We start from the raw sequence: 22,377 nt of genomic DNA, 5'->3' as shown, positions 1-22,377 counted from the left end.
CGCCGACGGGAATTCATCGGGCGCGTCGCGGCGGATATGCCGTGAAAAGAAAATGGACGGAGGGTTACGGACTTTGATACCAAAAAAGCCCCGCGCGGTAAAGATCTACCGGCGGCATCCTCCTGCGACACACGGGTGAATGCATTCCCTTTGACTCTTTTGGAACAACCGGCCTCGTGCTGATTGTTCGGGTACTGTCGCGTCAGCTATCTGCGTTCGTCCGATGCTGCTCACCGAGGGGAACACACGATGGACACTGATGCGTTACCGCTGATCGGCCGGGAACGTGTCTTAGGTGAATCGCGCGAGCTATTGCTGCAGGTCGCCGAGGGGGCCGGGAACTGCGTCGTCGTGGAGGGGTCGGCCGGCATCGGCAAGAGCCGACTGCTGCAGGAAGTGGAGGCCGAAAGCCACGCACTGGGTCTCGGAGTCATCTCTTCGCAGGCCGTGAAGCTGGACAAGAACACGCCGTTGATCACATTGCGTTCGCTGTTCCGATCGTGCCATCTGCTCGGTCCGCAGATCCCGGCGGGCCCCGAGCTGAACACCTCCACGCTGTGGGCCGTCGACCAGGTCGGCGAGATGATCGCGCAACAGGCCCGGAAGCAGCCGATGCTGATCGCCCTCGACGACGCGCACTGGGCCGACGAAGCGACCGCGCTGGCTCTGCGCGTGCTCGTGCCCGCCCTCCGCTCGGAACCCGTGCTCTGGTACTTCACCCGCCGCCCCTACCCGATTCGCAGCTGCGCGCAGGAAGCGCTGGACTGGCTGATCGGCGACGGGGCCCAGAAGCGGCAGCTCGAACCCCTTTCCGACGGCGCGGTCGCGCAGCTGTGCGCGGAGGTGCTCGGCACCGAACCGGACGAGGCGACCCTGGCCTACGCGGCTCGTAGCGGCGGAAATCCCTTCTTGCTGCGGGAGATGCTGCGCGGGCTGCCGGTCGACGGCCCGCAGGAGCCGCCCGCGGCGATGACGCCGACGTTCTTCGACGCCGTCGGCGAACGGATGCAGGACCTGCCGGAGGACACCCGTCGCGCGCTGGACGCGATGACGGTGTTCGGCCGGCCCTTCGGGGTGCACGAGGTCGCCGCGCTGCTCGGGCGCCCGGCGGTGGACCTGCTGGGCACCGTCGCGATGCTCGTCGACGCGGAGGTGCTGGTCGAGCAGGGCGCGAAGCTGAGCTTCCGGCACGAGCTGATCCGCGAGGCGCTCTACCACCGGATGCCGGAGCCGACGCGGGCGACGCTGCACCAGGAGGCCGCTTCGGTGCTCGCCCAGCACGGCCGGTCGGCCACCGAGCAGGTCAAGCACCTGCTGCTCAGCGGCGGCGGGTGGGTGGACGTGGCGACCGTGGTGAAGCGCGCGGTGCAGGAGATCGCCCCGGCGGCGCCGAACACCGGCGCCGACCTGATCCTCCGCAGCCTGCCGCTGATCACCGAGCGCAGCCCGATCCGTGCGGAACTGGCCGCCGAGGCGGTGCGGCTGCTGGTGCTGGCGGGCCGCCCGGCCGAGGCGATCGAGCTCGGCCAGCGCTTCCGCGGCGGCGGGCTGCCGCCGAACACGGAGGCGATGCTGCTGCTCGGCCTGACCGAAGCGCTGCACACCGTCGGCGAGCACGCCGCGGTCATCGAGCACACGGTGCTCGCCCTGCCCCGCGCCAAGTCGGATTCGATGGTGCGCGCCGAGCTGCTGGCGATGCACGCGCACGGGCTGGTCTCGGTCGGCGACATCGAACCGGCGGCGGCCGCGGCGACCAACACGGTGCACGTCGCCAACCGGGCCCGCACGCACGGCGCGCTGGTTTGCGGCACCGGCGCCCGGAGCCGGGTTTCCCTCGCGCAGGGCGATATCGCATCCGCCATCCGGTACGGGGCCGACGCCGTGCGGCTCGGCGACCGCGCCGGTGACATCGGGCGCACCCGGCATCCCCGGCTGCACCTGGCCGCCGCTCTCACGGCCGCCGACCGCCTCGGCGAGGCGGAGGAAGAGCTGGGCCGGGACGAGCAGGACGTCGCGGAGCTGGAGACGGTGTGGTCGCAGCCGCCGCGCTACCTGTGCCGGGCCGAGCTGCTGTTCGCCACCGGCCGCCTCAACGACGCCGCGGCCGAAGCGGAAGCCGGAATCCTGCTCACCGAACAGCTTTCCGCGGAAGCGCTGGCCGTTCCGCTGCTCGCGCTGCGGGCCGTGGTGGCGCTGCGGGCCGACGGCGTGTCGGCGGCGTGGCGGCACCTCAACCGCGCCCAGGAGATCGTGGAGACCGGGCGGCGGAGGATGCCGGACCTGCTGGTCTGGGCGCGGCTGCTCGCCGAGGGGGCGGAAGGCGATCCGGACCGGATCCGGCTGGAGCTGGTGGAAGTCCTCGACCGGCTCAAGCGCAGCAGGTCGCTGCTGGTCGGCTCGCCCGAACGAATCCCGGTGCTGGTGCGGCTGGCCATGCAGGTCGGCGCCGACGACGCGGCGGCCCAGGTGATCGCCGCGGCGGCCGAGCTGGGCCGCCGCAACCCCGACGTGCACGTGCTCCTCGGCGCCGCGGCGCACGGCGTCGGCCTGCACCGCCGGGACGTGCGGTCGCTGCGCGCCGCCGTCGAGCACTACCGGGCGGGCTCGCAGCCGGTGCTGCTGGCGCACGGGCTGGAAGACCTGGCGGCCGCCGAGGCGGACCTCGGCAACCTCGACCAGGCCACCGAACTGCTCATCGAGGCCGAATCCGGGTACGCGCGGTGTGACGCACTGCTGGACGCGGCTCGGATGCGCGCGCTGCTGGCCCGGACCCCGAACCTCCCGGAGCCGCGGCGGCAGAGCACCCGCAAGACGGGCTGGGGGAGCCTGACCCGTGCGGAGCTGCGCGTGGTGCGGCTGGTCGCCGAGGGGCTCACCAACCGGGAAGTCGCGAACCGGCTGTACCTGTCACCGCACACTGTGGACAGTCACCTCCGGCACAGCTTCGCGAAACTGGGCATCACCAGCCGCGTCGAGCTGGCGCGACGGGTGATGACGCACGACCAGCCGGCAACTCACGCGAACACGTGATGACCGTCGGCGGCCCGGGCGGGGATGCTGGACGCGAGCCGGTCGGAGACCCACCGAAGTAGGCGGAAGTCCTTTCCACCGGCCCCAATCCACCCGATTCCCCTTAGGAGCTGTGGTGTCCACAAACGTAGTCGGACCGGACTTCCTGACCCTGCAGGTGCGCGACCTGGAGCGGGCGCGGCGGTTCTACACCGAGGTCGTCGGATTCTCCACTGTGGAATCCAAGGTGCCCAACGCGGCGGTGCTGGCCGCCGCTCCCATCCGCATCGCGCTGCGCCAGGCCACGATCGACCTCGACGAGGTCGCCAAGGTCGGGCACGGCGTCGTCGTCTGGATCAAGGCGGAGAACCCCGACAAGCTGCACGCGCAGCTCACCGCCGCCGGCGTGCCGATCAGCAAGCCGATCTGCGACGGATCCTGCGGCCGCGAGTTCATCTTCGAGGACCCCGACGGCTACCTGATCACCGTCTACGAAGGTCAGCCCGTCTAGCAGGCCCGTGCGGGTGGCCGAACCTCAGACGCCGTCTGGACTGTGGGAGCCCCGACCAATACGCGGCGTCGGGGCTGTCCTCGCCAGGCGACGTCTGAGAACCCGCGGCGGTGCGAGCTGCGCAGGTGGGCCAAGCGGCTTCGCCGCTTCAAAGAACAAAGCCTGCGGTACCACACCCGACTGCACCACTTCCAAAACCTGAGAACCCGTGGCGGTGCAGGCCTAGTCCCGCGCCGCTCGCGAAACAGGGATTTGTCCCCTGTGGACGATTGTGTTCGTCGGCGCGGCCCCGTTCGCGGTGTGCCGTGCCGTTTCCTCCTGCCGTCCGCCCGGGCCGGTTCGCGCCCCGGGCGGTCCCCGAAGGAGCACCAGCATGATCGCACTCGAGAACATCCGTCCCGACGCGCGCCTTCCCCTACCGGCGCGGCTGAAGTTGCTGATGGACCGCGAACTGGGGATGGGCAACTTCCTGGACCGCGCGGCGGCGCACAACCCCGCCCGGGACCAGGCGTTCCTGTTCGCCCAGCGGCCGGAAGGCGAGATCGAGGCCTACAGCCTGGCCCGGCTGCTGGAGGTGCGCAACGCCTACGCGGCCTGGTACCACGCGCACGGCGTCGGCAAGGGCGACGTGGTCGGCGTGCACGTCCCGGAAGGCGTCGACTCGTTCCTGCACTTCCTGGCGTTGACCTCGCTCGGCGCGATCGCCGCGCTGGTCAACGGCCGGATGAAGCCGGAGGTCGCGGCCGAGTACCTCGGCCGGATCGGCGCGCTCGGCGTGGTGGCCGACGGGCCCCGCCTTGCGCGGCTGCGCGACGCTGGCCTGGACACCGAGCGGCTCACGTTCCACACCGAGCCGACCGCGCTGCCCACCACGCCCGCCGCCGACGCCACCCATCCCGGCGTCTTCCCGTACGTCCACGCCGACGACGACCTGGTGATGGTCTGCCACACCTCCGGCACCACCGGCCCGCCGAAGGCCGCCAGCTTCGGCCACCGCCAGTTCTTCCTCGGCAAGCGCGGGCGGCTGTGGAACTTCCCGCCGGCGGCCCGCAACCGGCTGCTCACCGCGCTGCCCCAATCGCACTCGGCGGGCATCAGCTACCTGATGACCGCGACCCTGCTCGGCCTGCCGACGCTGGTGATGGCCGACACCGGGGGCCCGGCGGTGCGGGCGGCGATGCGCCGGTTCCGGCCGACCATCGTCGCCGCGTTCCCGCAAACCTGGGCCGACCTCGCCGAAATCGGCCTGGACGAGGCCGACGCCCAGCACGTGCACACGTGGATCAACACCGGCGACGCCGCGCACGAGGCGCACATCAAGGCGCTCATCCGGCACGGCCGCCGCCCCGGTCGGTTCCGGTCCCGGCCGGGCAGCCGGTTCATCGACGGGCTCGGCTCGTCGGAGATGGGCATGGCGCTGTTCCGCAAGGTCAGCGAGCTCGGCAGCACCGACTACGGCCGCTGCGTGGGCACGCCGATCAAGGTGGTGCGCCGCGCCGTGGTCCTGGACGACGACGGCCGCGAGCTCGGGCCGGGCCGCGCCGGGCGGCTGGGCGTGCTGACCCCGACCCGGACCCCCGGCTACTGGAACAACACCGAGCAGACGGTGAAGTCGTCGTTCGCCGGCTACTGGCTGACCGGCGACGTCGTCTACCGCGACGAACGCGGCCGGTTCATCCACCTCGACCGGGTACCCGACGTCATCCGCACCTCCGACGGCCCGGTCTACAGCCTGCCGCTGGAGGAGGCGATCCTCATCGGCTGCCGGTTCGCGGCGGACTGCTCGGTGATCGCGGTCGGCGATCCCCGCTCGCCCGGCGCGCAGGTGCCGCTGGCCGTGGTGCGCCTGCACCCCGACGCCGAGCCGGTGGCGGACCTGACCGCGTCGATCAACGCGGCGCTCACCGCCGCCGGACTGTCCGAAGTGCACGGTGCGGTGGTCGCCCGCGACGACGCGGACTTCCCGACCGGCGCCACCGGCAAGGTCCTCAAGCGGCAGCTCCGCGAACGCTTCGCCGACCACCTGATCACCACCAACGCGGGGCGCACCTGAGCGTCCGGGCTACCGCCACGCGAACCGTTTCTCGATCACTGCGCCGGGCGTGCCTGCGCCCGGATGGGGAAGGGGAGTCATGAACGAACCCGGCTCGGCGACGCCCTACGGCGTGCTCTCGGAGGGAACGCAGGCGCCGCCCGCGGTCCGCATGTACGAAATGCTCTACAGCTCGCTGGTCAGCCAGCTGCTGATCGCGGTTGCCGAGCTCGGCGTCGCCGACGCCATCCACGGCGAGCCGACGCACGTCGACGACATCGCCGCGCGCGTCGATGCCGACGCCGACAGCCTCTACCGGGGCCTGCGGGCGCTGGCCAGCGTCGGCGTGTTCACCGAGGTCGAGCACCGGGTGTTCGACCTGACGCCGCTCGCGGCCACGCTGCGCAGCGACGGCGAGGGCTCCATGCGCGCCCTGGCCCGCTACGTCGGGCTGCCGGAGCGGCAGCGCTCCTTCGGTGCGCTCGCCTACAGCCTGCGCAGCGGCCGCCCGGCGTTCGAGCACGTGCACGGCCGCGGGTGGTGGGCGCACTTCGCCGACCACCCCGAGCTGGCGAAGCTGTTCAACGACGCCATGGGCAGCATGGCCCGGATGGTGAACTCGGCGATGCTGGAGGCCTACGACCTGACCGGCGTGCGGCACCTCGTCGACGTCGCGGGCGGGCAGGGGCACCTGGTGGCCACCATCCTGGCGCGCTACCCGGAGATGACGGCGGAGGTCTTCGACCTGCCGCGGGTGGTGCCGGAGGCCGAGGAGGTGTTGCGGACGGCGGGCCTGTCCGACCGCGCGAAGTGCGTCGGCGGCGACTTCTTCGACTCGGTGCCCGCCGGCGGCGACGTGTACGTGCTGTCCTGGACCATCCACGACTGGAAGGACGAGGACGCGATCAGCATCCTGCGCAACATCCGGGCGGCGATGTCGCCGGAGAGCAAGCTGCTGGTGATCGACGAGGTGCTGCCGCCCGGCGACACCCCGCACTTCGGCAAGTTCGAGGACATCGTGATGCTGAGCCTGCTGTCGGGCCACGTCCGAACCGAGCCGGAGCTGACGGCGCTGTTCGAGAAGGCGGGCCTGTGCCACGAGGAGACGCGGGCGACGAGCTCCCCGACCAGCGTGCTGGTGGCGTCCCCCGCCTGACCGTTCGCGAGGTCGTGCCCCACCCGGGCACGACCTCGTTGGGCGTCCTATGTGGATTGCCCGCACCGGGCCGCGCACCAGGCGTCCTGGCGGTACTTGCTGGGGCTGACGCCGTGGAACCGCTTGAACGCCGCGCTGAACCCAAGGGCATCCGCGTAGCCGACCCGATGCGCTATCGCGGCGGCCGATGCGGTGGATTCGGCCAGCTGGCCGGCGGCCAAGGTCATCCGCCAGTCCGTCAGGTACGTCAGCGGCGGCTCGCCCACCAGCTCGGCGAACCGGCCGGCCGGCGTCGTGCGCGGCACCCCCGCCTCGCGGGCCAGGGAGGCGAGCGTTCAGGGCTTCTCCGGCGCGGCGTGCATCGCCCGCAACGCCGAGCCGATCGCGGCGTCGCCCAACGCCCGGAACAGGCTGGGCGGAAAGGATTCCGGCCGGTCGAACCAACCCCGCAGCGTGCATACCAGCAGCCGGTCGAGCACCACTTGCCGACGCGGTGGGCTCGCGGCGATCTGCGAGTCCAGGAAGCCGCGGATCGATGCGCAACCGTCCCCGTCGGGCACCACCAGCACGGGCGGCAGTCGTTGCGACACCTTGCCCCGCACGCGGTACGTCGCGGTCAGCGGCACCGTGCGATCGGCCGGCTCCACGCGCCCCGGTTCGGGCCGGTCGGAGATGGCGAACGGCCCCGGGCCGCGCGCTCGCCGGGCCGCACCAGCCGCGGCTTTTCGCCTTCCCCAAAGGAGATCCAGCCCTCGCCCCGCAGCGGCGCGAGCAGCGTCAGGGATTCCGCGTCCCCGAAGCGCAGCGCCCACGGCGGGGAGAGCTCCGTCCGACTGAAACCGGCGCCGTCCGCGCGGACGCCCCGCAGCAGGTCGTCGAACGGGTCCATGAACTTCACGATAGCGGCGGGCGATCGGACATGTTCCGCGTACGACGAGCCATGGTCGCCCCGCACCGCCGCCGGTTGACTGCTGACCACGACGACACAAGCGGATTCGATCCTGGTGCCGGGAGCGACGGGCAAGACCGGACGCCGGCTGGTGAGCACGCTGCGCGCGGCGGGCGAGCACGTCCGGGCCGCGTCCCGCTCCGGTGAGGTGCGGTTCGACTGGGCCGACCGGGAAACCTGGCCGGCCGCGCCGGACGGGGCCACGGCCGTCTACCTCGTGGCTTCCGAGAACCCTTCCTCAACAAGGGTTTTCGTCGATCGTGCGGTGGCGGCAGGCGTTCGCCGCTTCGTGGCCCTGTCCGGGCGCGGCATCGGGCTCGTTCTCCCGGAGCCACTCAAGAGCGTAGAACCGGCCGACTTCGGCGACTACGTCGCCCGGGCCGCCACGACGGGCGCGTGGTCGTAGTCGCAGGGGCGGCCGGGTCGCGTCATCCGGGTAGGCCGAACGGAGCAGCCACCGAGAGTGAGTCAATCACGTGATCACGTGATGTCTTTCGGCCCAGGGATCTACACGATTGGGTGTAGCCGCCCGTGATCGACGCTGCGGCCGCGACTCTGCGTCATCCGTCCTTGCTCCATGAGGTAGACGCCGGTCCGGCCTGTCCGCGGATCGCGACGGCGCAGGGGACCAAGTCACTCTCGGAGGAGTTCGCATGAGCGCGTTATCGCGCCGCAACCTGCTCACCTGGACTGCGGCGCTCGGCGGCTCGGCCGCCGTCCTCTCCACCACCGAAGCACTCGCGGCACCAACCGTCCCGCAGCAGGTGGGACCGGCCGCCAACCCGGCCATCACCGTCGGCCCCGCGGACGTCCGCTTCGCCGGCCTGACCCGGGGCCAGAACCAGCGATTCGTGAGCAACCCCGAAAGCGTGTGCCTGCCGTCCACTACGGAGCAGGTGGTCGCAGCAGTCGGCGACGCGGCGCGGCGCGGCAAGCGCATCGGCGTGCGCAGCGGCGGGCACTGCTACGAGAACTTCGTCGACAACCCCGACGTGCGGGTCCTCATCGACATGACGCAGATGAACGCGATCGCCCACGACACCAAGATGAACGCGATCATGGTCGAAGCGGGCGCCGAGCTGGGCGACGTCTACGACACGCTCTACAAGCGGTGGGGCATCTGCCTGCCCGGCGGCTCCTGCTACACCGTCGGCGTCGGCGGGCACGTCACCGGCAGCGGCTACGGGCCGCTGAGCCGCCGGCACGGCTACATCAGCGACCACGTGTACGCGGTGGAGGTCGTGGTGGTCGACGCCGGCGGCAACGCGCGGGCGATCGTCGCGACCCGGGACGCCAACGACCCCAACCGCGAGCTGTGGTGGGCGCACACCGGCGGCGGCGGTGGCGCTTTCGGCGTCGTAACGCGGTTCTGGTTCCGCGCCCCGGACGCCACCGGCACCGATCCGACGAAGCTGCTGCCGGCCCCGCCGCGGGAAGCGTGGATCCACCGCCGCGAGTGGGCGTGGGACCAGATGACGCCCGAGCGGTTCGCCCGGCTGCTGCGCAACTACGGCACCTGGATGGAACGCAACAGCGCCCCCGACAGCCCCTACACCGGGCTGTTCTCCCGGCTGGAGCTGACGACTCGCGCATACGGCCCGTTCCACCTGGTCGTGCAGATCGACGCGGGCCTGCCCAACGCGGCGCGGCTGCTCGACGACTTCCTCAACGCGGTCGGCGAAGGCGTCGGCGTGACGCCCACCGTCACCGACCACCGGAAGCTGCCGTGGCTGCACGCGACCGGCTGGCCCGGGATGTGGATGAGCAACCCGACCGACCGCTACAAGTACAAGTCCAGCTACCACCGCAAGGGCTTCACCGACGCGCAGATCGCCGCGCTGTACGACCAGCTGACCAACACCGACTACGCGCAGCTGCCGTTCGTGGTGTCGATCGCGTCCTTCGGCGGCAAGGTCAACACCGTCGCGCCCGACGCGACCGCCAACCCGCACCGCGACTCGGTGATGAAGCTGCTGTGGGGCACGGCCTGGCAGGGCCCCGCGGACGACGACCGCCACGTGGGCTGGCACCAGCGGTTCTACCAGGCCGTCTACCGGGACACCGGCGGAGTGCCGGTGCCCAACGACGTCACCGACGGCTGCTTCATCAACTACTGCGACATCGACATCAGCGACCCGGCGTGGAACGCCTCGGGCGTGCCGTGGCACGACCTGTACTTCAAGGGGAACTACGGGCGCCTGCAGCAGGCGAAGAAGGCCTACGACCCGCGGGACGTGTTCAAGCACGCCCAGTCGATCAGGCTGCCCTGACCGGATGCGCAGCGGCCGCGGGAGGCAACGCCACCCGCGGCCGCTGCGCCATGCGGACCGGGCTGTGCCGGATGGCGATTCCGCGCCGAATCACCACCCGACACGAGGTGCGGCGTTTTCGCGCGAAAACGCCGCACCTCCTCACATGAAACGCCGGTTTCGCGCGAAACCGCCGTCGCACCTCACGTGGAATGCCGGTTTCGCGCGAAAACGCCGTCCCCCGAGAGGGTAAACAAAACTATCCACAGTGGAGCAGGTTGTCCACAGATCTGCGCGACGTCGATGACAGCGGCCGAACTGCGCCCGCATGCTGCGATGCATGACAACTTTGATCAGCGCCACCACGCCAGCGGATTGCGGACTGATGACCTGCGCCCAGGCGCTTTCCCAGGGGATCACCGAGCGGCAGCTGCGGAAGAGCGGCGAATACAGACGAGTGATCCACGGCGTCTACTGCAGCAGCGAGACCGAGGTGACCCATGCGCTTCGCTGCTTGGCCGCAGCTCTCGTCCTGCCGCGGCAGTCGATCATCACCGGTCGGTCCGCCGCCACCCTCCGTGGAGTTCCGCTGGCGAGGACCTATGACCGAGTCGAAGTGCTCGTGAGCGGGCAGAAGTACATGAACAGGCGTGCCGGCCTGCGATGTTGGTCGGTCAAGAGCTCGCCGTTCGAGAGGGTGGAATGGGCGGGGGTACACCTGGCCACCATCGAACGCACGATGCTGGACCTTCTCGCCCGGAATGCGCAGAGGCCGGCGGTTGCGGCCGGTGATGCGCTGATCCGAGCCGGGCTGATCGACGAGAAGACGGCCCAAGCCTTCCTCGTCGGCCGCCACGACCACGGCATAGTCCGCGCGCGAGCCGCGGCTGCGCTCCTGGACGGGCGAGCGGAGTCACCTCCCGAGTCCGAGTTGCGCGTCGCCCTCGTGCAAGCAGGTCTTCGCCCTACGCCGCAGGTGGAGATCCACGACGAGCACGGTTTCGTCGCTCGCGTCGATCTTGCTCTCGAGGATGCGAAGATCGCCCTCGAGTACGACGGCGCTTGGCATGCCGCCCCTGAGCGGTACAGGTTCGATCAGGAGCGGCTGCGCCGGATCCGGGCATGCGGCTGGCACGTCATCGTGGTGACTGCGGAACGCTTGTACCAAGAGCTGCCGGAACTGCTCGCAGAGGTCCGCGCAGCGGTTGCGGCCCGCCGGTGATTTTGGCGCTTTCGCGCGAAACCGTCGCCGGTCCCTCACTGGAACGCCGGTTTCGCGCGAAAGCGCCGCACCACATGATCAGGCGCCGTACTCGTCGAGGGCGCGTTTCACGAACCAGGATGCCGCGCCGAGGTAGTTCTGCGGGGCGAGCAGCTCTCGTACCGCCGCTCCGTCCAGGCCCGACTCTTGGAGCTCGCGCGCGTTCGCGAGCAGTTGGTCGAACGTGCCGCGCCCGGCGGCCGCCTCGGCCGAGATGCGGGCCAGCACCTGCTTCGCTCGGGCCTTGCCGAGCACCGGGGCGAGCGCGACGTTGACCCGCTCGGCGACGATCGCGCCACCGGTCCGGTGCAGGTTCTCCAGCATCCTGTCCGGGAACACCGCGAGGCCCTCCGCCAGTTCGGCGGCCGTGTGCGCCGCGCCGCCCGCCGCGCGCAGGCAATCCCGCAACGGCTGCCACTCGGCGTGCCAGGCTCCCGCCGGGCGTTCGTCCTCGGCGAGCATGCACTGGGCCAGCACCCCGGCCGCCGGGGCGACCTGCCGGGCCGCGGCCACGATCAGCGTCGACAGCACGGGATTGCGCTTCTGCGGCATCGCCGACGAGGCCCCGCGCCCGGCCGGGCCCGGCTCGACGGCCTCGCCGACCTCGGTGCGGCACAACACCTGCACGTCCGCGCCGAACTTGCCCAGCACCCCGGCGACGACGCTGAGCGCCCAGCCGAGATCCGCCAGTGGCACGCGCTGCGTGTGCCACGGCACGACCTGCACCGCGAGCCCTAGTTCGTCCGCCATGCCCTCGACGAGCTCGCCCACGAGATCGGCGCCGGTGGCCGCCTGCGCATACGCCGCGTAGGCGGCGGCGGTGCCGCCCGCGCCGCCGATCGACACCGGCAGCCCCTCGGTGCGCAGCCGGTGCACCCGGCGGCGCGCCTCGCCGACCCCGGCCAGCCAGCCGGCCGCCTTGAGCCCGAACGTCGTCGGCACGGCGTGCTGCGTCAGCGTCCGGCCCGCCATCGGCGTGTCCCGGTGCCGTTCCGCCAGCTCGGCGAAGGCGGCCGCGCAACGGTCCAAACAGGACTCCAGGTCGGCGAGCGCTCGCCCGCTGACGAGCATGGACGCGGTGTCCAGCACGTCCTGGCTGGTGCAGCCGCGATGCACGTGGTCGGCGGCCGCCGGGCTCTCCGCGGCCACCAGCGAGGTCAGCGTCGACACCAGCGGCACCACCGGATTGGCGGCCTCGCGCGCCCGCACAGCCAGCTCGGCGAGGTCGAACCGCTCCGGCCGCGCCACCGACTCGATCACCTCGACCGCGGAATCCGGGATCACCCCGAGCCGCGCCTGCACCCGCGCCAGCGCCACCTCCACCCGCAGCATCGCCGCCAGCCACGCACCGTCGGAGGTCGCGGCGTGCACCGGAGTTCCCGCCCACACCGGGGAGAGCAGGCCCGCGTCCAACCCAGGGCTCATCGGGCCGCCCCCTCACGCGCTCGCCGCGGCGCGCTGGTCGGCAACCAGGCGAGCGGGTTGTGGTAGTCGGCGTACAGCGCGGCCCGCCGCGGGCCGGGTTTGCTGCGCGGCACCGACAGGCACGCCCGCGCGACGCTGTCCGCGTCGGCGAGGCTCACGGAGTTCACGCCGGGCCGCGCCCCGGCCGCGGTCACCCAGTGCACGGCCTCGGTCGGCACCCCGAATGCGAAGCGCCGCGGATGCGGGCGGCCGGCGGCGTCGATCAGGTGGTACGGACGGCGCGTCACCGCCAGCCCACCGGTCCGGAAGGCACCGTCCGGGTCGGCGATCCGGTACGCCACGCACTGCCCGGTCCGGCGCAACCAGCTCAGCAGCGGATCGGCCGAACGCCCCAGGTCCGGCTCCGGCAACCGGGCTTCGATCAGCGTCGTCACCGGCACCGGCGGCGCCGCCACGCCGCGCGCGGAGACCACGAACGACGCGTCCACGGCCGACACCCGCATGCCAGGGCCGAGCACGTGCACCACGCCCGCCTCGATCAGCGCGATCAGCTCGGCGATCCGCCGCGCCGGCGGGCCGATCGACAGGAACGCGTTCTCCCCGGTGTACCAGCGCTGCACCTCGTCCCGGTAGGAGCCGCCGGTGATCCCGCCGTGGTCGATGACCAGCCGGATCTCGTTGCGCAGATCCCGCAGCACGTCCAGCGCCGCCTTCAGCGGCCCGGCGACGTTGCCCAGCTCGGCCTCGACCAGATCGCGCTCCAGGTGCTCCAGCAGCCAGCCGTGGAACTCGTCGCGGTCCGCGAAAACCCGCCCGGCGCAGGGACGCGTCACCCGGTCCCAGTCCCACCACTCGCCCGGCGGCACGCCGTAGCGGCGCAACACCGAGCGCTCGGCGATCTCGTCGTCGATCGCGCGCAGGTAGTCCCGGCGGAAGACCGCGGCGGTGCTCGCGCTGCGGTGCTGCCCGATCCAGGTCGTGTAGTACACCGCGCGGACCTCTTTGGACACCAACGGCCACACGTCGTCCACGAAACCCGGCGCAGCGCCCTCGGCGGCCCGCTGCTGAAGCCCGGCGATCACCTCCGGCGTCAGGAAAAGCGGTTCGTGCCGCCCCGACACGCCCTTCTGGTTCCGCCCGCGCGCGTGGTACGGCACGCCCCGGCGCGAACCGGCGTACAGCACCGGCTCGCGACCCGAGGGAACGTAGCGCAGCTTCCCACCAGCCGGCACGAACCGGCCGCCGCGCCCGGAAGTCAGCAGCGCCAGGTAGTCGAAGAAGTTCAGGCCCAGGCCGCGAAGCCCGACGGGCTCGCCAGGGACGATCGACGAGAGGTCCACTTCGGACGGACTGCTCGGCGGCACGTAGCGCAACCGGTACCGCCGCGCGAATTCCGCGAGATCGCGCGGCGCACCGGCGGACTCGGCGTCGACGTGCCCCTGCGCGAGAACCACGGCGTCCGCGGCCAGCACGCTGCCGTCGGCGAGCCGGACGCGCTGGTGCCGCGCATCGTCCTGCAGCGCGACGGCGGTTTCGGCGTGCAGCCGGATGGTCACGTTGGGCGGCGCGGTCGCGATCACGTGGTCCAGGAACCACGCCAGGTAGCGGCCGAACGCGGCGCGCGTCGGGTAGTCGTCCGGCCCGAGCGGCACCTCGTCCGGATCGGCGCGCGCCCACTCGTGCAAGCTCGGCCCGGTCCGGATCGGCCCCTCGCACTCCACGCTGTCGTCGGTGAACACGGTGACCTGCGAGGCGACCGTGTTCATCAGCAGCAGCGAGCTCTGCCCGGTCCACCACACCCGGCCACCCGCACCCACGCGCGGATCCACCAGGTGGACCTCGACCGGCTCCGCCGGGCCGACGAGTTCGCGGCTGTTGGCACAGATCCGCTCCAGCACCATCAGGCCACGCGGGCCCGCACCGATCACGCAGATCCGCATCGGAGTTCCCCTCGATCGCACGGCATCCTCGAATCTCCCGGCCGACATCGCACCGCCCGATTCAACGCCCGCGGGCACACCCCGCACAGCACGTCTTTCCGGGATATCGCGCGGCAAATCCGGCCGCCACCACGACAATCACGTGTTCCCGCGATGCCCCTCGGCGAAGAGGTCGATTAGAAAGATGTTGCACGACAGAACGTTTCGTCCCGGCGTCGGCTTCGGCGCGCCCCTCGCGATGAGGTGTCGATGAAACCATTGGTGCAGAAGTACGGCGGCACCTCGCTGAGCACCGCCGAACACGTTCGCCGGGTGGCCGAGCGCATCGACGCCGCCCGGCAGACCGGTCGCCCGACGGTCGCGGTCGTCTCGGCCCGCGGCGACACCACCGACCGCCTGCTGGCCGACGCCAAGCAGCTACACCCGCACCCCGCACCGCGGGAAACCGACCAACTGCTGGCCACCGGCGAGGTGGCCTCGGCCGCCCTGATGGCCACCGCCCTGCACCGCCGGGGCACCCGAGCCGTCTCGCTCACCGGCGCGCAGGCGGGCATCCGGACCACCGGGCCGCACGGCGCCGCGCTGATCGACACCATCGACACCCGGGCGGTGCGGGCCCACCTCGAACGCGGCTCCGTCGTGGTCGTCGCCGGCTTCCAGGGCATCGACCCGGCGGGGGAGCTGTTCACGCTGGGCCGCGGCGGTTCCGACACGACCGCGGTGGCGCTGGCCGCCGCGCTCGACGCCCGGTGCGAGATCTACACCGACGTCGACGCCGTCTACACCGCCGACCCCAGGCTGGTGCCGCGGGCGCGGCCGCTGCCGGAGATCGCGGCGCCGCTGATGGCAGAGATGGCCTTCGCCGGGGCGCGGGTGCTGCACGCGCGAGCCGTGGAACTCGCCGCGGTCCGCAACGTGCCGCTGCTGGTGGCGAGCGCCATGCACGACCGCCCCGGCACGACGATCACCGGAGGGAGCCCCATCGGCATGCTGGAGAAGGAAGGCTTCGTCGCCGCGATCACCCACGACGCGGACATCGCCCGGTTCACCATCCGGCTCGCCCCCGACGACCCGGAACGACCGCACCGGGCGCTGCGCGCCATCGCCGACCAGATCATCCCGGTCGACCTGGTGACCTGGGCGGACGACCGGCCGGCGCTGAGCTTCACGGTCGCCGGCGCCGCCGTCCACCAGGCGCGGCGGCAGGTGGAACTGGCCGTGCCCAACGCCGGCCGCGACGTGGCGGTGCAGCGCGAACTCGGCAAGATCTCCTTGCTGGGCACCGGAATGCTCACCCGGCCGGAATACGCCGTGCGAGTGCTGCGCACCCTCGAAGAGCTGGGCATACCCGCGAACTCCTTGCACACCAACCAGTTGCGCGTCTCGGTGCTGGTGCCGGCCGCGCACACCGCGGCGGCGGTGGCCGCGCTGCACGACGAATTCGAACTGGACCGACCCCGCCCCGATCCCGTCCCCACCTCGTGAACAGGAGGACCCGGTGTCCACCACCCGATCGTTCGGCGCGCAGCTGAGGCTCCGGCGGATGTCGCGAAACGGCGACGACCGCCTGCTCCTGGTGCCGATGGACCACTCCGTCACCGACGGCCCGTTACCGACGCCCGGCGGCCCGGCGAACCTCACGCCGCAGCTGGCCGCCAACGGCGTCGACGCGATCGTGCTGCACAAGGGCGCGCTGCGCTACATCGACCCGGCGGCGTTCGTGAACATGTCGCTGATCGTGCACCTCAGCGCCAGCACGGCGCACGCGCCGGACCCCGACGCCAAGTACCTCGTCGCCAGCGTGGAAACCGCGCTGCGACTGGGCGCCGACGCGGTGAGCGTGCACGTCAACCTGGGCTCGGCGGAGGAACGCCGCCAGGTCGCCGACCTCGCGGCCGTCGCGGAGGCCTGCGACGCCTGGAACCTGCCGCTGATGGCGATGATCTACCCGCGCGGCCCGCAGATCACCGACCCGCGCGACGTGCGCCTCGTCGCGCACGCCGCCACCCTCGCGGCCGACCTGGGCGCGGACCTGGTCAAGACCGTCTACCCGGGCACGGTCGAGGCCATGGCCGAAGTGGTGGACTCCTGCCCCGCCCCGATCGTCGCGGCGGGCGGCCCCCGCGTCGACGACGAAGCGAAGGTCCTCGCCCACGTCGAAGGAGTGCTGCGCGCAGGCGCGGCAGGTGTGGCGATGGGACGCAACATCTTCGAGGCCCCGGACCCCGGGGAGCGGGCCCGCCGGGTGGCGGCGCTGATCCACCCCGCCCGCGAGTTCACCGACGACCTGGTGCCGGAACTGGCCTCCTGACCAGCCCGGCCCCACCCAGCGCGGGGGACCGCCTGCGCGAAACCGAGTTCCGCCAAACAGTCACCGAGACCTGACCGAGGAGCGCGTGATGAGACTGACGTGGTTGGACGTCCGAGGTGTCGACGCCGAGATCAAGACCGCCATCGTCGAGGAGGCGGTGCACCAGCGGGTGAGCGCCATCGTGGCCGACGAGCCCGGCGAGCTGGTCGACCTGCCGCCGACGGTGCGCAAGGTGCTGCTGCCGCGCGGCCCGCTGCCCGACGACCTGGGGCCGGCGGACGTGGTGATCGTGGACCCGGAGCGCCACGGCGACCCGGCGGTGCTGGCGGCCCGCCACCCGGGCGTCGAGTTCGGGCCGTTCGTGGAGATCGTCGACGCGCCGACGCTGGAGGTCGCCTGCGAGGCGGCGCGCACCCAGCGGTGGAGCGTGCTGTGGTTCCGCGACCCGACGAAGATCCCGCTGGAGATCGTGCTCGCCGCCGCGGCCGGCGCCTCCGGCAGCATCGTCACGGTCGTCGAGGACGTCGAGGAGGCCGAGATCGTCTTCGGCGTCCTGGAGCACGGCTCGGACGGCGTGCTGCTCAAGCCGCAGCGCGTCGGCGACGCCACCGACCTGGTCGCGGCGTCCGCGGGCGGCTCGGCGGACCTGGAGCTGACCGAGCTGGAAGTGGTGCGCACCGAGCACGTCGGCATGGGCGAGCGGGCGTGCGTGGACACCTGCACCTACTTCCGCGAGGACGAGGGCATCCTCGTCGGCTCGCACTCCAAGGGCATGATCCTCTGCGTCAGCGAAACGCACCCGCTGCCGTACATGCCGACCCGCCCGTTCCGGGTCAACGCCGGGGCGATCCACTCCTACACCGTGTCCCACCAGGGCCGCACCAACTACCTGAGCGAGCTGAAGTCGGGCAGCAAGGTGCTCGCGGTGGACACCAAGGGCCGCACCCGGGTGGTCACGGTCGGCCGCGTCAAGATCGAGAGCCGGCCGCTGATCTCGATCGAGGCGGTCAGCACCACGGGCCAGCAGGTGAACCTGATCCTGCAGGACGACTGGCACGTCCGGGTGCTGGGGCCGGGCGGCGTGGTCCTCAACAGCACGGAGCTCAAGCCGGGCGACCGACTGCTCGGCTACCTGCCTGCGGAGGACCGTCACGTCGGCTACCCGATCAAGGAGTTCTGCCTGGAGAAGTGATCCGACGCAGGTGAAGGGCCCTCGCCACCGGCTCCCGGCGGCGAGGGCCCTTCGCTGTTCGGGGCGGGGTGACAGGAAGGTTCCCATGCTGTCAGGCGGGCCGCGGGCGGGTCTGGTGACAGGAAAGTTCCCATGCTCACAATCGGCAGTGCACAATTTAGTTGTGCACAACTAAATTTCGCGCTACCTTGTCCGTGTGGATGAGTCGAGGTTGGCGTTGGACCGGCAGGTCTGCTTCGCGCTGTACAGCGCTTCGCGGGCGTTCACCGGCCTGTACCGGCCGGTCCTGGAGGAGCTCGGGCTCACCTACCCGCAGTACCTGGTGATGCTGGTGCTGTGGGAGCACGAGTCGGTGACGGTCAAGGAGCTCGGCGCCGCCCTGCGGCTCGACTCCGGCACCTTGTCGCCGCTGCTGAAGCGGCTGGAGGCGCGCGGCCTGCTCACGCGCCACCGCAGCTTCGCGGACGAGCGGTCGGTAGCGGTCGCGCTTACGGAGGACGGTGCGGACATGCGGGCGCAGGCCCGGTGCATCCCGGACCGGATGGTGGCCGCGACCGGACTGCAGATCGACGAGCTCGAACAACTGAAGTCCACATTGGAACGCCTGACGGCCGCCCTGGATTCGGCGGCGCAGCACCAGGCGGAAGACAAGCGAGAGGGTCAGCGATGACAGTGCTCTACACGGCCGAAGCCACGGCGACCGGCGCGGGCCGGGACGGCCGGACCCGGTCCTCGGACGGCGTCCTGGACCTCGACCTCGCGGTGCCGAAGGAGATGGGCGGCCCGGGCGGTGCGTCGACCAACCCCGAGCAGCTCTTCGCCGCCGGGTACGCCGCGTGCTTCCACGGCGCACTCCAGGTGGTGGCGCGCCGCGCCAAGGCCGACATCAACGATTCGTCGGTCACCGCCGAGGTGGGCATCGGCCGCAACGACGCCGGCGGATTCGGCCTCAGCGTCGCCCTGGTCGTCGACCTGCCCGGCCTGCCGCGCGAGCAGGCGCAGGAACTCGTCGCCGCGGCGGACCAGGTCTGCCCGTACTCGAACGCGATCCGCGGCAACGTCGAGATCGAACTCCGGGTCGCCTGACTCAGGAGAACAGCACGTAGATCAGGCCGGAGCTGCCGGCGAGCACCGCCAAGACGGCGACTGCCGCCGGCAGCGCCCCGCCGGGCAACGGGATCTCGGCGTGCAGCCTGCGTTCGCCCCGAAGATGTCGGTGCCAGACGAGCCAGCTGATGGCAAGCCCGAGCGGCAGGGTGAGCGCGCCGCAAACCGCTGCCGCGATGACGCTCTCGTGCGCGAGGAGTCGCAGTAGCACCAGCAATCCGACGACGAACGCGAGCGCGGTGCGAAGCCACGCGAGGGTGGTCCGCTCGACTTGCAGCCCCGGATCCCAGGGCCCGTCGGGGCGCTCCACGTCAGAACCCGGTCACGAACAGGAGCACGCAGGCGGCCACGCCGATCGCGCCCAGCCCGTAGCCGAGGACCGGCGCCAGCCGCGGCGCAGGCAGCGGCCGGCCGAGACGCAGCGCCCGCTCAGTGGTCCACCAGCGCGTGAAAGCCGTTGCGCTACTGAGAACTCCAGCGAGCAGCAGCAGGACCGCCAACGCGGTCCGCAGTGGACTCGGCTGACCGGTGGCCGCGCTCAGCGCCTCGACGCCGACGCCGCCGGCCATCAGCGCCAGCGCGGTGCGGATCCACGCCAGGAAGGTGCGCTCGTTGGCCAGGGTGAACCTCGGGTCGGGATCGGAGCCGTCCCGGTACAGCCGCCGCGGCCAGCGCGCATCGCAGTCTTCTCGGTCGGTCGCCATGGGGTCACGGTAACCCGAACGGCGGTATGGCGAGAGAACTTGTTCCGCAGTTCACGGCACGCGTCGGGCCCCGCACGCGGCGGGGCCCGACGACGGCATCAGAACGAGAACACCTTGCCGGTCGCGACACCGGCGACGCATTCGTTCGAATAGGTCTTCTCGAAGGTGACCGGCCTGCCCTGCCACCTGCCTTGAGCGGTGAGCGTCACCGGTCGGTACACCAGCGGACACGTGGAGTTACCGGTGCTGAGCAGGTTGAAGTCACCGTTGACGTCTCTCAGCGCCTGACACGCGTCCTGCGCGTACGGGTGCGAGCCGCCGGCGGGCTCGCAGGTCAGGAGTGCGTTCCGGACGTCGTCGCGGCCTTCGCCGCGGACCGACAGGTTCATCACGGTGCCGTGCGCGGCCGACGCTGGTTGTGCGTGGGCGAGCGCCGGGGCCAGCGCGGTACCGGCCAGCGTTGCGGCGGCGAGCAAGGTTCGGCCGATGAGCCGTTTTGCAGCCATTTCGTCAATCCTCCTGGGTTGGTGAAGCAGACGATTCGCTTCTCTTTATCGCCGAGGCTGAGCGAAATGCGGCAGATGCGACGGCGGATCACTGAAACGTGGTTCGCCCGAACCGGTTTCCATCACGAGCCGTCACGAAAAGGCGTTGCCCCATAGGGCGGGAAGTCGCCCACAAGCAGTGCGCTGCTCTATAAGGTGGTGGACCTTTTGTCGATCACTGGTCATTGTGGTGCGGAACCACGTGACGCCGGGCGGCTCTCCGGTGTCCGCAACAGACGGGAGGCCTGATGGCGACGGTACCTGCGGGGCCGGACACCGCCACGGTGCGCAAGGCGGCGTTCGCCAGCGCGGTGGGCAACACCATCGAGCTCTACGACTTTCTGATCTACGGCACCGCCGCGGCCGTGGTGTTCAACAAGCTGTTCTTCCCGGCGGGAGACCCCTGGGTGGGGGCGTTGCTCGCGTTCGCCACCTTCGGCGCGGGCTTCCTGGCGCGGCCCCTCGGCGCGGCGGTCATCGGGCACTTCGGCGACGTGGTGGGCCGCAAGCTGATGCTGGTCATCACGCTGAGCGTGACCGGCGTGTGCACCGCGGCGATCGGGCTGCTCCCGACCTACCAGCAGGTCGGGGTCTGGGCGCCGGTGATGCTCGTGGTGCTGAGGCTCGTGCAGGGCTTCTTCCTCGGCGGCGAGCAGGGCGGTGCGGTGCTGATGGCCGTCGAGCACGCGCCGCCGCACCGCCACGGCTGGTACGGCGGGTGGACCTTCCTGGGCTCGCCGAGCGGCATGTTCCTGGCCACCGGGGCGTTCGCCGGCGCGACCGCGATCTCCGGCGACGCGTTCCTGGCCTGGGGCTGGCGGATCCCGTTCCTGGTGAGCCTGGTGCTCGTGGGCGTCGGCCTGTACGTGCGGCTGCGGCTGGCGGAGAGCCCGGAGTTCGCGAAGATCCGGGAACGCGGACAGCGGGCCCGCCTGCCGGTCGCCGAGGCGTTCTCCAGCTCCTGGCGGCAGATCCTGCTGTCGGCGGGTGTCAACCTCGGCTTCAACACGTTCATCTTCATCCTGACGACGTTCCTGCTGACCTACGGAACGGAGAAGCTCGGCGTCACCCGCGACGTGATGCTGCTCGGCAGCCTGTGCGGATCGGCGGCGCAGATCGCCGGAATCCTGCTGTTCTCGCACCTGTCCGACCTGCTCGGCCGCACCAAGGTGATGCTCGGCGGCGGCATTTTCCTGGCGCTGTACGCGTTCCCGATGTTCTTGCTGCTGGACACCGCGAACCCGGCGCTGATCGTGCTGGCGATGACGCTGGGATACGCGGGCTCGGCGGCGGTCTTCGGCCCGATGGCGGCGTTCTGCGCGGAACTGTTCGCGACGAAGGTCCGCTACACCGGCGTTTCCCTGGGCTACCAGAGCGGCTCGGTGCTGGGCGGCGGGCTTTCGCCGGTGGTGGCGACGGCGCTGCTGACCGCTTCCGGCGGAGCGTCCTGGCCGATCGCGGCCTACCTGGTGATCGGCGCGCTGATCACGGTGACGTGCCTGGTCATCACCGGCGAACCGACGCGCTGGGCCCGCGAAGCGGAACCCGCGACGACCTGACCAACCGCCGGGCGACGTCGCGCCGGATGTGCCGGGGACGAGACGAGGACTTGTCGTCACGGTGACGGAAATTCCCGTGTCAAGCCGCCAGGGACTGAGGTTGCCCCTGTGAACCGGACACCCTGATCCCAGGCAGTAGTTGCCTGAGCAAGGATGTCTCTGTGTCAGGTTCGTCGAAGTTTCCCGAGCAGTTCCGCAAGGATGCGGTCGAGTTGGCCCGGTCCTCGGATCGCCCGTTACGGCAGGTCGCCCGCGAGCTTGGGGTGAACCACGAGACGCTGCGGAACTGGGTCCGCACCGCCGAACGCGCTGAGACCGCGTCGCCGGGCAGCGTCTCCACGAGCGAGCAGGAAGAGCTGCGGGCGCTGCGTAAGCGGGTGGCCGAGTTGGAGCTGGAAAAGGAGATTCTCCGCAAGGCAGCCGCCTA

Annotated in this window: 22 protein-coding genes; 14 read left to right on the top strand and 8 right to left on the bottom strand. The window is 71.3% G+C overall.

What is annotated here, in order from left to right; genetic code table 11:
- Nucleotides 1-249: 249 nt before the first annotated feature.
- From BLW84_RS39655 to BLW84_RS39640, 4 genes are all read left to right on the top strand, one after another.
- Complete coding sequence (locus BLW84_RS39655; RefSeq protein WP_093276644.1) at nucleotides 250-3,030, top strand: ATP-binding protein; 2,781 nt, start codon at nucleotides 250-252, stop codon at nucleotides 3,028-3,030.
- A gap of 115 nt (nucleotides 3,031-3,145) precedes the next feature.
- Nucleotides 3,146-3,520 (top strand): VOC family protein, encoded by a 375-nt coding sequence (locus tag BLW84_RS39650; RefSeq protein ID WP_245761706.1) that lies wholly within the window; start codon nucleotides 3,146-3,148, stop codon nucleotides 3,518-3,520.
- A gap of 373 nt (nucleotides 3,521-3,893) precedes the next feature.
- Nucleotides 3,894-5,573, top strand: a complete 1,680-nt coding sequence (locus tag BLW84_RS39645) for a class I adenylate-forming enzyme family protein (RefSeq protein WP_093276639.1) — start codon at nucleotides 3,894-3,896, stop codon at nucleotides 5,571-5,573.
- Between the two features lie 79 nt (nucleotides 5,574-5,652).
- The gene (locus tag BLW84_RS39640) at nucleotides 5,653-6,708 is read left to right on the top strand and encodes a methyltransferase (protein WP_093276634.1); all 1,056 of its coding nucleotides are present in this window, start codon (nucleotides 5,653-5,655) and stop codon (nucleotides 6,706-6,708) included.
- Nucleotides 6,709-6,755: 47 nt separating this feature from the next.
- Here BLW84_RS39640 and BLW84_RS50210 read toward each other — a convergent pair whose 3' ends face one another.
- From BLW84_RS50210 to BLW84_RS50200, 3 genes are read right to left on the bottom strand one after another with little or no spacing between them, the layout of a single operon-like run.
- Complete coding sequence (locus tag BLW84_RS50210) at nucleotides 6,756-7,013, bottom strand: helix-turn-helix transcriptional regulator (protein ID WP_342743219.1); 258 nt, start codon at nucleotides 7,011-7,013, stop codon at nucleotides 6,756-6,758.
- Nucleotides 7,014-7,043: 30 nt separating this feature from the next.
- A complete protein-coding gene (locus BLW84_RS50205) occupies nucleotides 7,044-7,355 on the bottom strand; it encodes a cupin domain-containing protein (RefSeq protein WP_093276628.1) in 312 nt (103 codons plus the stop codon).
- On the bottom strand, nucleotides 7,325-7,597 hold the full coding sequence (locus BLW84_RS50200) for a cupin domain-containing protein (RefSeq protein WP_093276695.1): 273 nt from the start codon (nucleotides 7,595-7,597) through the stop codon (nucleotides 7,325-7,327). Before BLW84_RS50200 ends, BLW84_RS50205 begins: the two co-directional genes overlap by 31 nt.
- Before the next feature lie 115 nt (nucleotides 7,598-7,712).
- Here BLW84_RS50200 and BLW84_RS39620 point away from each other — a divergent pair, with 115 nt between their 5' ends.
- The 3 genes from BLW84_RS39620 to BLW84_RS39610 all read left to right on the top strand — a co-directional run bounded on the left by BLW84_RS39620 (nucleotide 7,713) and on the right by BLW84_RS39610 (nucleotide 11,128).
- Nucleotides 7,713-8,063 carry an SDR family oxidoreductase gene (locus BLW84_RS39620; protein WP_218157654.1) on the top strand — a complete coding sequence of 117 codons (351 nt, stop codon included), beginning with the start codon at nucleotides 7,713-7,715 and terminating at the stop codon, nucleotides 8,061-8,063.
- A gap of 247 nt (nucleotides 8,064-8,310) precedes the next feature.
- Nucleotides 8,311-9,927 carry an FAD-binding oxidoreductase gene (locus BLW84_RS39615; RefSeq protein WP_093276623.1) on the top strand — a complete coding sequence of 539 codons (1,617 nt, stop codon included), beginning with the start codon at nucleotides 8,311-8,313 and terminating at the stop codon, nucleotides 9,925-9,927.
- A 319-nt stretch (nucleotides 9,928-10,246) separates the two neighbouring features.
- Nucleotides 10,247-11,128 (top strand): DUF559 domain-containing protein, encoded by an 882-nt coding sequence (locus BLW84_RS39610; protein ID WP_177226951.1) that lies wholly within the window; start codon nucleotides 10,247-10,249, stop codon nucleotides 11,126-11,128.
- Between the two features lie 78 nt (nucleotides 11,129-11,206).
- Here the strand turns inward: BLW84_RS39610 and BLW84_RS39605 are convergent, their stop codons facing one another.
- Entirely contained in the window at nucleotides 11,207-12,592 is a 1,386-nt protein-coding gene (locus BLW84_RS39605; protein ID WP_093276616.1) for a lyase family protein, read from the bottom strand.
- On the bottom strand, nucleotides 12,589-14,532 hold the full coding sequence (locus BLW84_RS39600; RefSeq protein ID WP_093276613.1) for an FAD/NAD(P)-binding protein: 1,944 nt from the start codon (nucleotides 14,530-14,532) through the stop codon (nucleotides 12,589-12,591). Before BLW84_RS39600 ends, BLW84_RS39605 begins: the two co-directional genes overlap by 4 nt.
- A 249-nt stretch (nucleotides 14,533-14,781) precedes the next feature.
- On the opposite strand from BLW84_RS39600, the gene BLW84_RS39595 reads away from it, so the two are divergent.
- From BLW84_RS39595 to BLW84_RS39575, 5 genes are all read left to right on the top strand, one after another.
- Nucleotides 14,782-16,017 (top strand): aspartate kinase, encoded by a 1,236-nt coding sequence (locus BLW84_RS39595; RefSeq protein ID WP_093276609.1) that lies wholly within the window; start codon nucleotides 14,782-14,784, stop codon nucleotides 16,015-16,017.
- A gap of 13 nt (nucleotides 16,018-16,030) precedes the next feature.
- A complete protein-coding gene (locus tag BLW84_RS39590) occupies nucleotides 16,031-16,843 on the top strand; it encodes a 2-amino-3,7-dideoxy-D-threo-hept-6-ulosonate synthase (protein ID WP_093276606.1) in 813 nt (270 codons plus the stop codon).
- 88 nt (nucleotides 16,844-16,931) lie between these two features.
- Complete coding sequence (locus BLW84_RS39585; RefSeq protein ID WP_093276602.1) at nucleotides 16,932-18,035, top strand: 3-dehydroquinate synthase II; 1,104 nt, start codon at nucleotides 16,932-16,934, stop codon at nucleotides 18,033-18,035.
- Nucleotides 18,036-18,231: 196 nt separating this feature from the next.
- Nucleotides 18,232-18,705 carry a MarR family winged helix-turn-helix transcriptional regulator gene (locus BLW84_RS39580; RefSeq protein ID WP_245761705.1) on the top strand — a complete coding sequence of 158 codons (474 nt, stop codon included), beginning with the start codon at nucleotides 18,232-18,234 and terminating at the stop codon, nucleotides 18,703-18,705.
- Nucleotides 18,702-19,121 carry an organic hydroperoxide resistance protein gene (locus BLW84_RS39575; protein WP_093276598.1) on the top strand — a complete coding sequence of 140 codons (420 nt, stop codon included), beginning with the start codon at nucleotides 18,702-18,704 and terminating at the stop codon, nucleotides 19,119-19,121. The genes BLW84_RS39580 and BLW84_RS39575 overlap by 4 nt, the downstream gene beginning before the upstream one ends.
- A 1-nt stretch (nucleotide 19,122) precedes the next feature.
- Here the strand turns inward: BLW84_RS39575 and BLW84_RS39570 are convergent, their stop codons facing one another.
- From BLW84_RS39570 to BLW84_RS39560, 3 genes are all read right to left on the bottom strand, one after another.
- Nucleotides 19,123-19,452 (bottom strand): DUF202 domain-containing protein, encoded by a 330-nt coding sequence (locus tag BLW84_RS39570; RefSeq protein ID WP_093276596.1) that lies wholly within the window; start codon nucleotides 19,450-19,452, stop codon nucleotides 19,123-19,125.
- Nucleotide 19,453: 1 nt separating this feature from the next.
- Nucleotides 19,454-19,846, bottom strand: coding sequence for a YidH family protein (locus BLW84_RS39565; RefSeq protein ID WP_093276595.1), 393 nt, complete (start codon nucleotides 19,844-19,846; stop codon nucleotides 19,454-19,456).
- A gap of 98 nt (nucleotides 19,847-19,944) precedes the next feature.
- Nucleotides 19,945-20,352 carry an SSI family serine proteinase inhibitor gene (locus tag BLW84_RS39560; RefSeq protein WP_093276593.1) on the bottom strand — a complete coding sequence of 136 codons (408 nt, stop codon included), beginning with the start codon at nucleotides 20,350-20,352 and terminating at the stop codon, nucleotides 19,945-19,947.
- A gap of 287 nt (nucleotides 20,353-20,639) precedes the next feature.
- On the opposite strand from BLW84_RS39560, the gene BLW84_RS39555 reads away from it, so the two are divergent.
- A complete protein-coding gene (locus tag BLW84_RS39555; protein ID WP_093276591.1) occupies nucleotides 20,640-21,950 on the top strand; it encodes an MFS transporter in 1,311 nt (436 codons plus the stop codon).
- A gap of 161 nt (nucleotides 21,951-22,111) precedes the next feature.
- Nucleotides 22,112-22,377: transposase (locus tag BLW84_RS39550; RefSeq protein WP_143061266.1), on the top strand; the 266-nt coding region annotated here is incomplete at its 3' end.

The sequence above is a fragment of the Saccharopolyspora shandongensis genome (assembly GCF_900106995.1).
Taxonomy (GTDB): domain Bacteria; phylum Actinomycetota; class Actinomycetes; order Mycobacteriales; family Pseudonocardiaceae; genus Saccharopolyspora; species Saccharopolyspora shandongensis.
This window is presented reverse-complemented; position numbering and strand designations above follow the sequence as displayed.

Coding starts and splice junctions, on each gene's coding strand:
- BLW84_RS39655 (WP_093276644.1), top strand. CDS start 250: ATGGACACTGATGCGTTACCGCTGATCGGCCGGGAACGTGTCTTAGGT.
- BLW84_RS39645 (WP_093276639.1), top strand. CDS start 3,894: ATGATCGCACTCGAGAACATCCGTCCCGACGCGCGCCTTCCCCTACCG.
- BLW84_RS39640 (WP_093276634.1), top strand. CDS start 5,653: ATGAACGAACCCGGCTCGGCGACGCCCTACGGCGTGCTCTCGGAGGGA.
- BLW84_RS50200 (WP_093276695.1), bottom strand. CDS start 7,597: ATGGACCCGTTCGACGACCTGCTGCGGGGCGTCCGCGCGGACGGCGCC.
- BLW84_RS39615 (WP_093276623.1), top strand. CDS start 8,311: ATGAGCGCGTTATCGCGCCGCAACCTGCTCACCTGGACTGCGGCGCTC.
- BLW84_RS39610 (WP_177226951.1), top strand. CDS start 10,247: ATGACAACTTTGATCAGCGCCACCACGCCAGCGGATTGCGGACTGATG.
- BLW84_RS39605 (WP_093276616.1), bottom strand. CDS start 12,592: ATGAGCCCTGGGTTGGACGCGGGCCTGCTCTCCCCGGTGTGGGCGGGA.
- BLW84_RS39600 (WP_093276613.1), bottom strand. CDS start 14,532: ATGCGGATCTGCGTGATCGGTGCGGGCCCGCGTGGCCTGATGGTGCTG.
- BLW84_RS39595 (WP_093276609.1), top strand. CDS start 14,782: ATGAAACCATTGGTGCAGAAGTACGGCGGCACCTCGCTGAGCACCGCC.
- BLW84_RS39585 (WP_093276602.1), top strand. CDS start 16,932: ATGAGACTGACGTGGTTGGACGTCCGAGGTGTCGACGCCGAGATCAAG.
- BLW84_RS39575 (WP_093276598.1), top strand. CDS start 18,702: ATGACAGTGCTCTACACGGCCGAAGCCACGGCGACCGGCGCGGGCCGG.
- BLW84_RS39565 (WP_093276595.1), bottom strand. CDS start 19,846: ATGGCGACCGACCGAGAAGACTGCGATGCGCGCTGGCCGCGGCGGCTG.
- BLW84_RS39560 (WP_093276593.1), bottom strand. CDS start 20,352: ATGGCTGCAAAACGGCTCATCGGCCGAACCTTGCTCGCCGCCGCAACG.
- BLW84_RS39555 (WP_093276591.1), top strand. CDS start 20,640: ATGGCGACGGTACCTGCGGGGCCGGACACCGCCACGGTGCGCAAGGCG.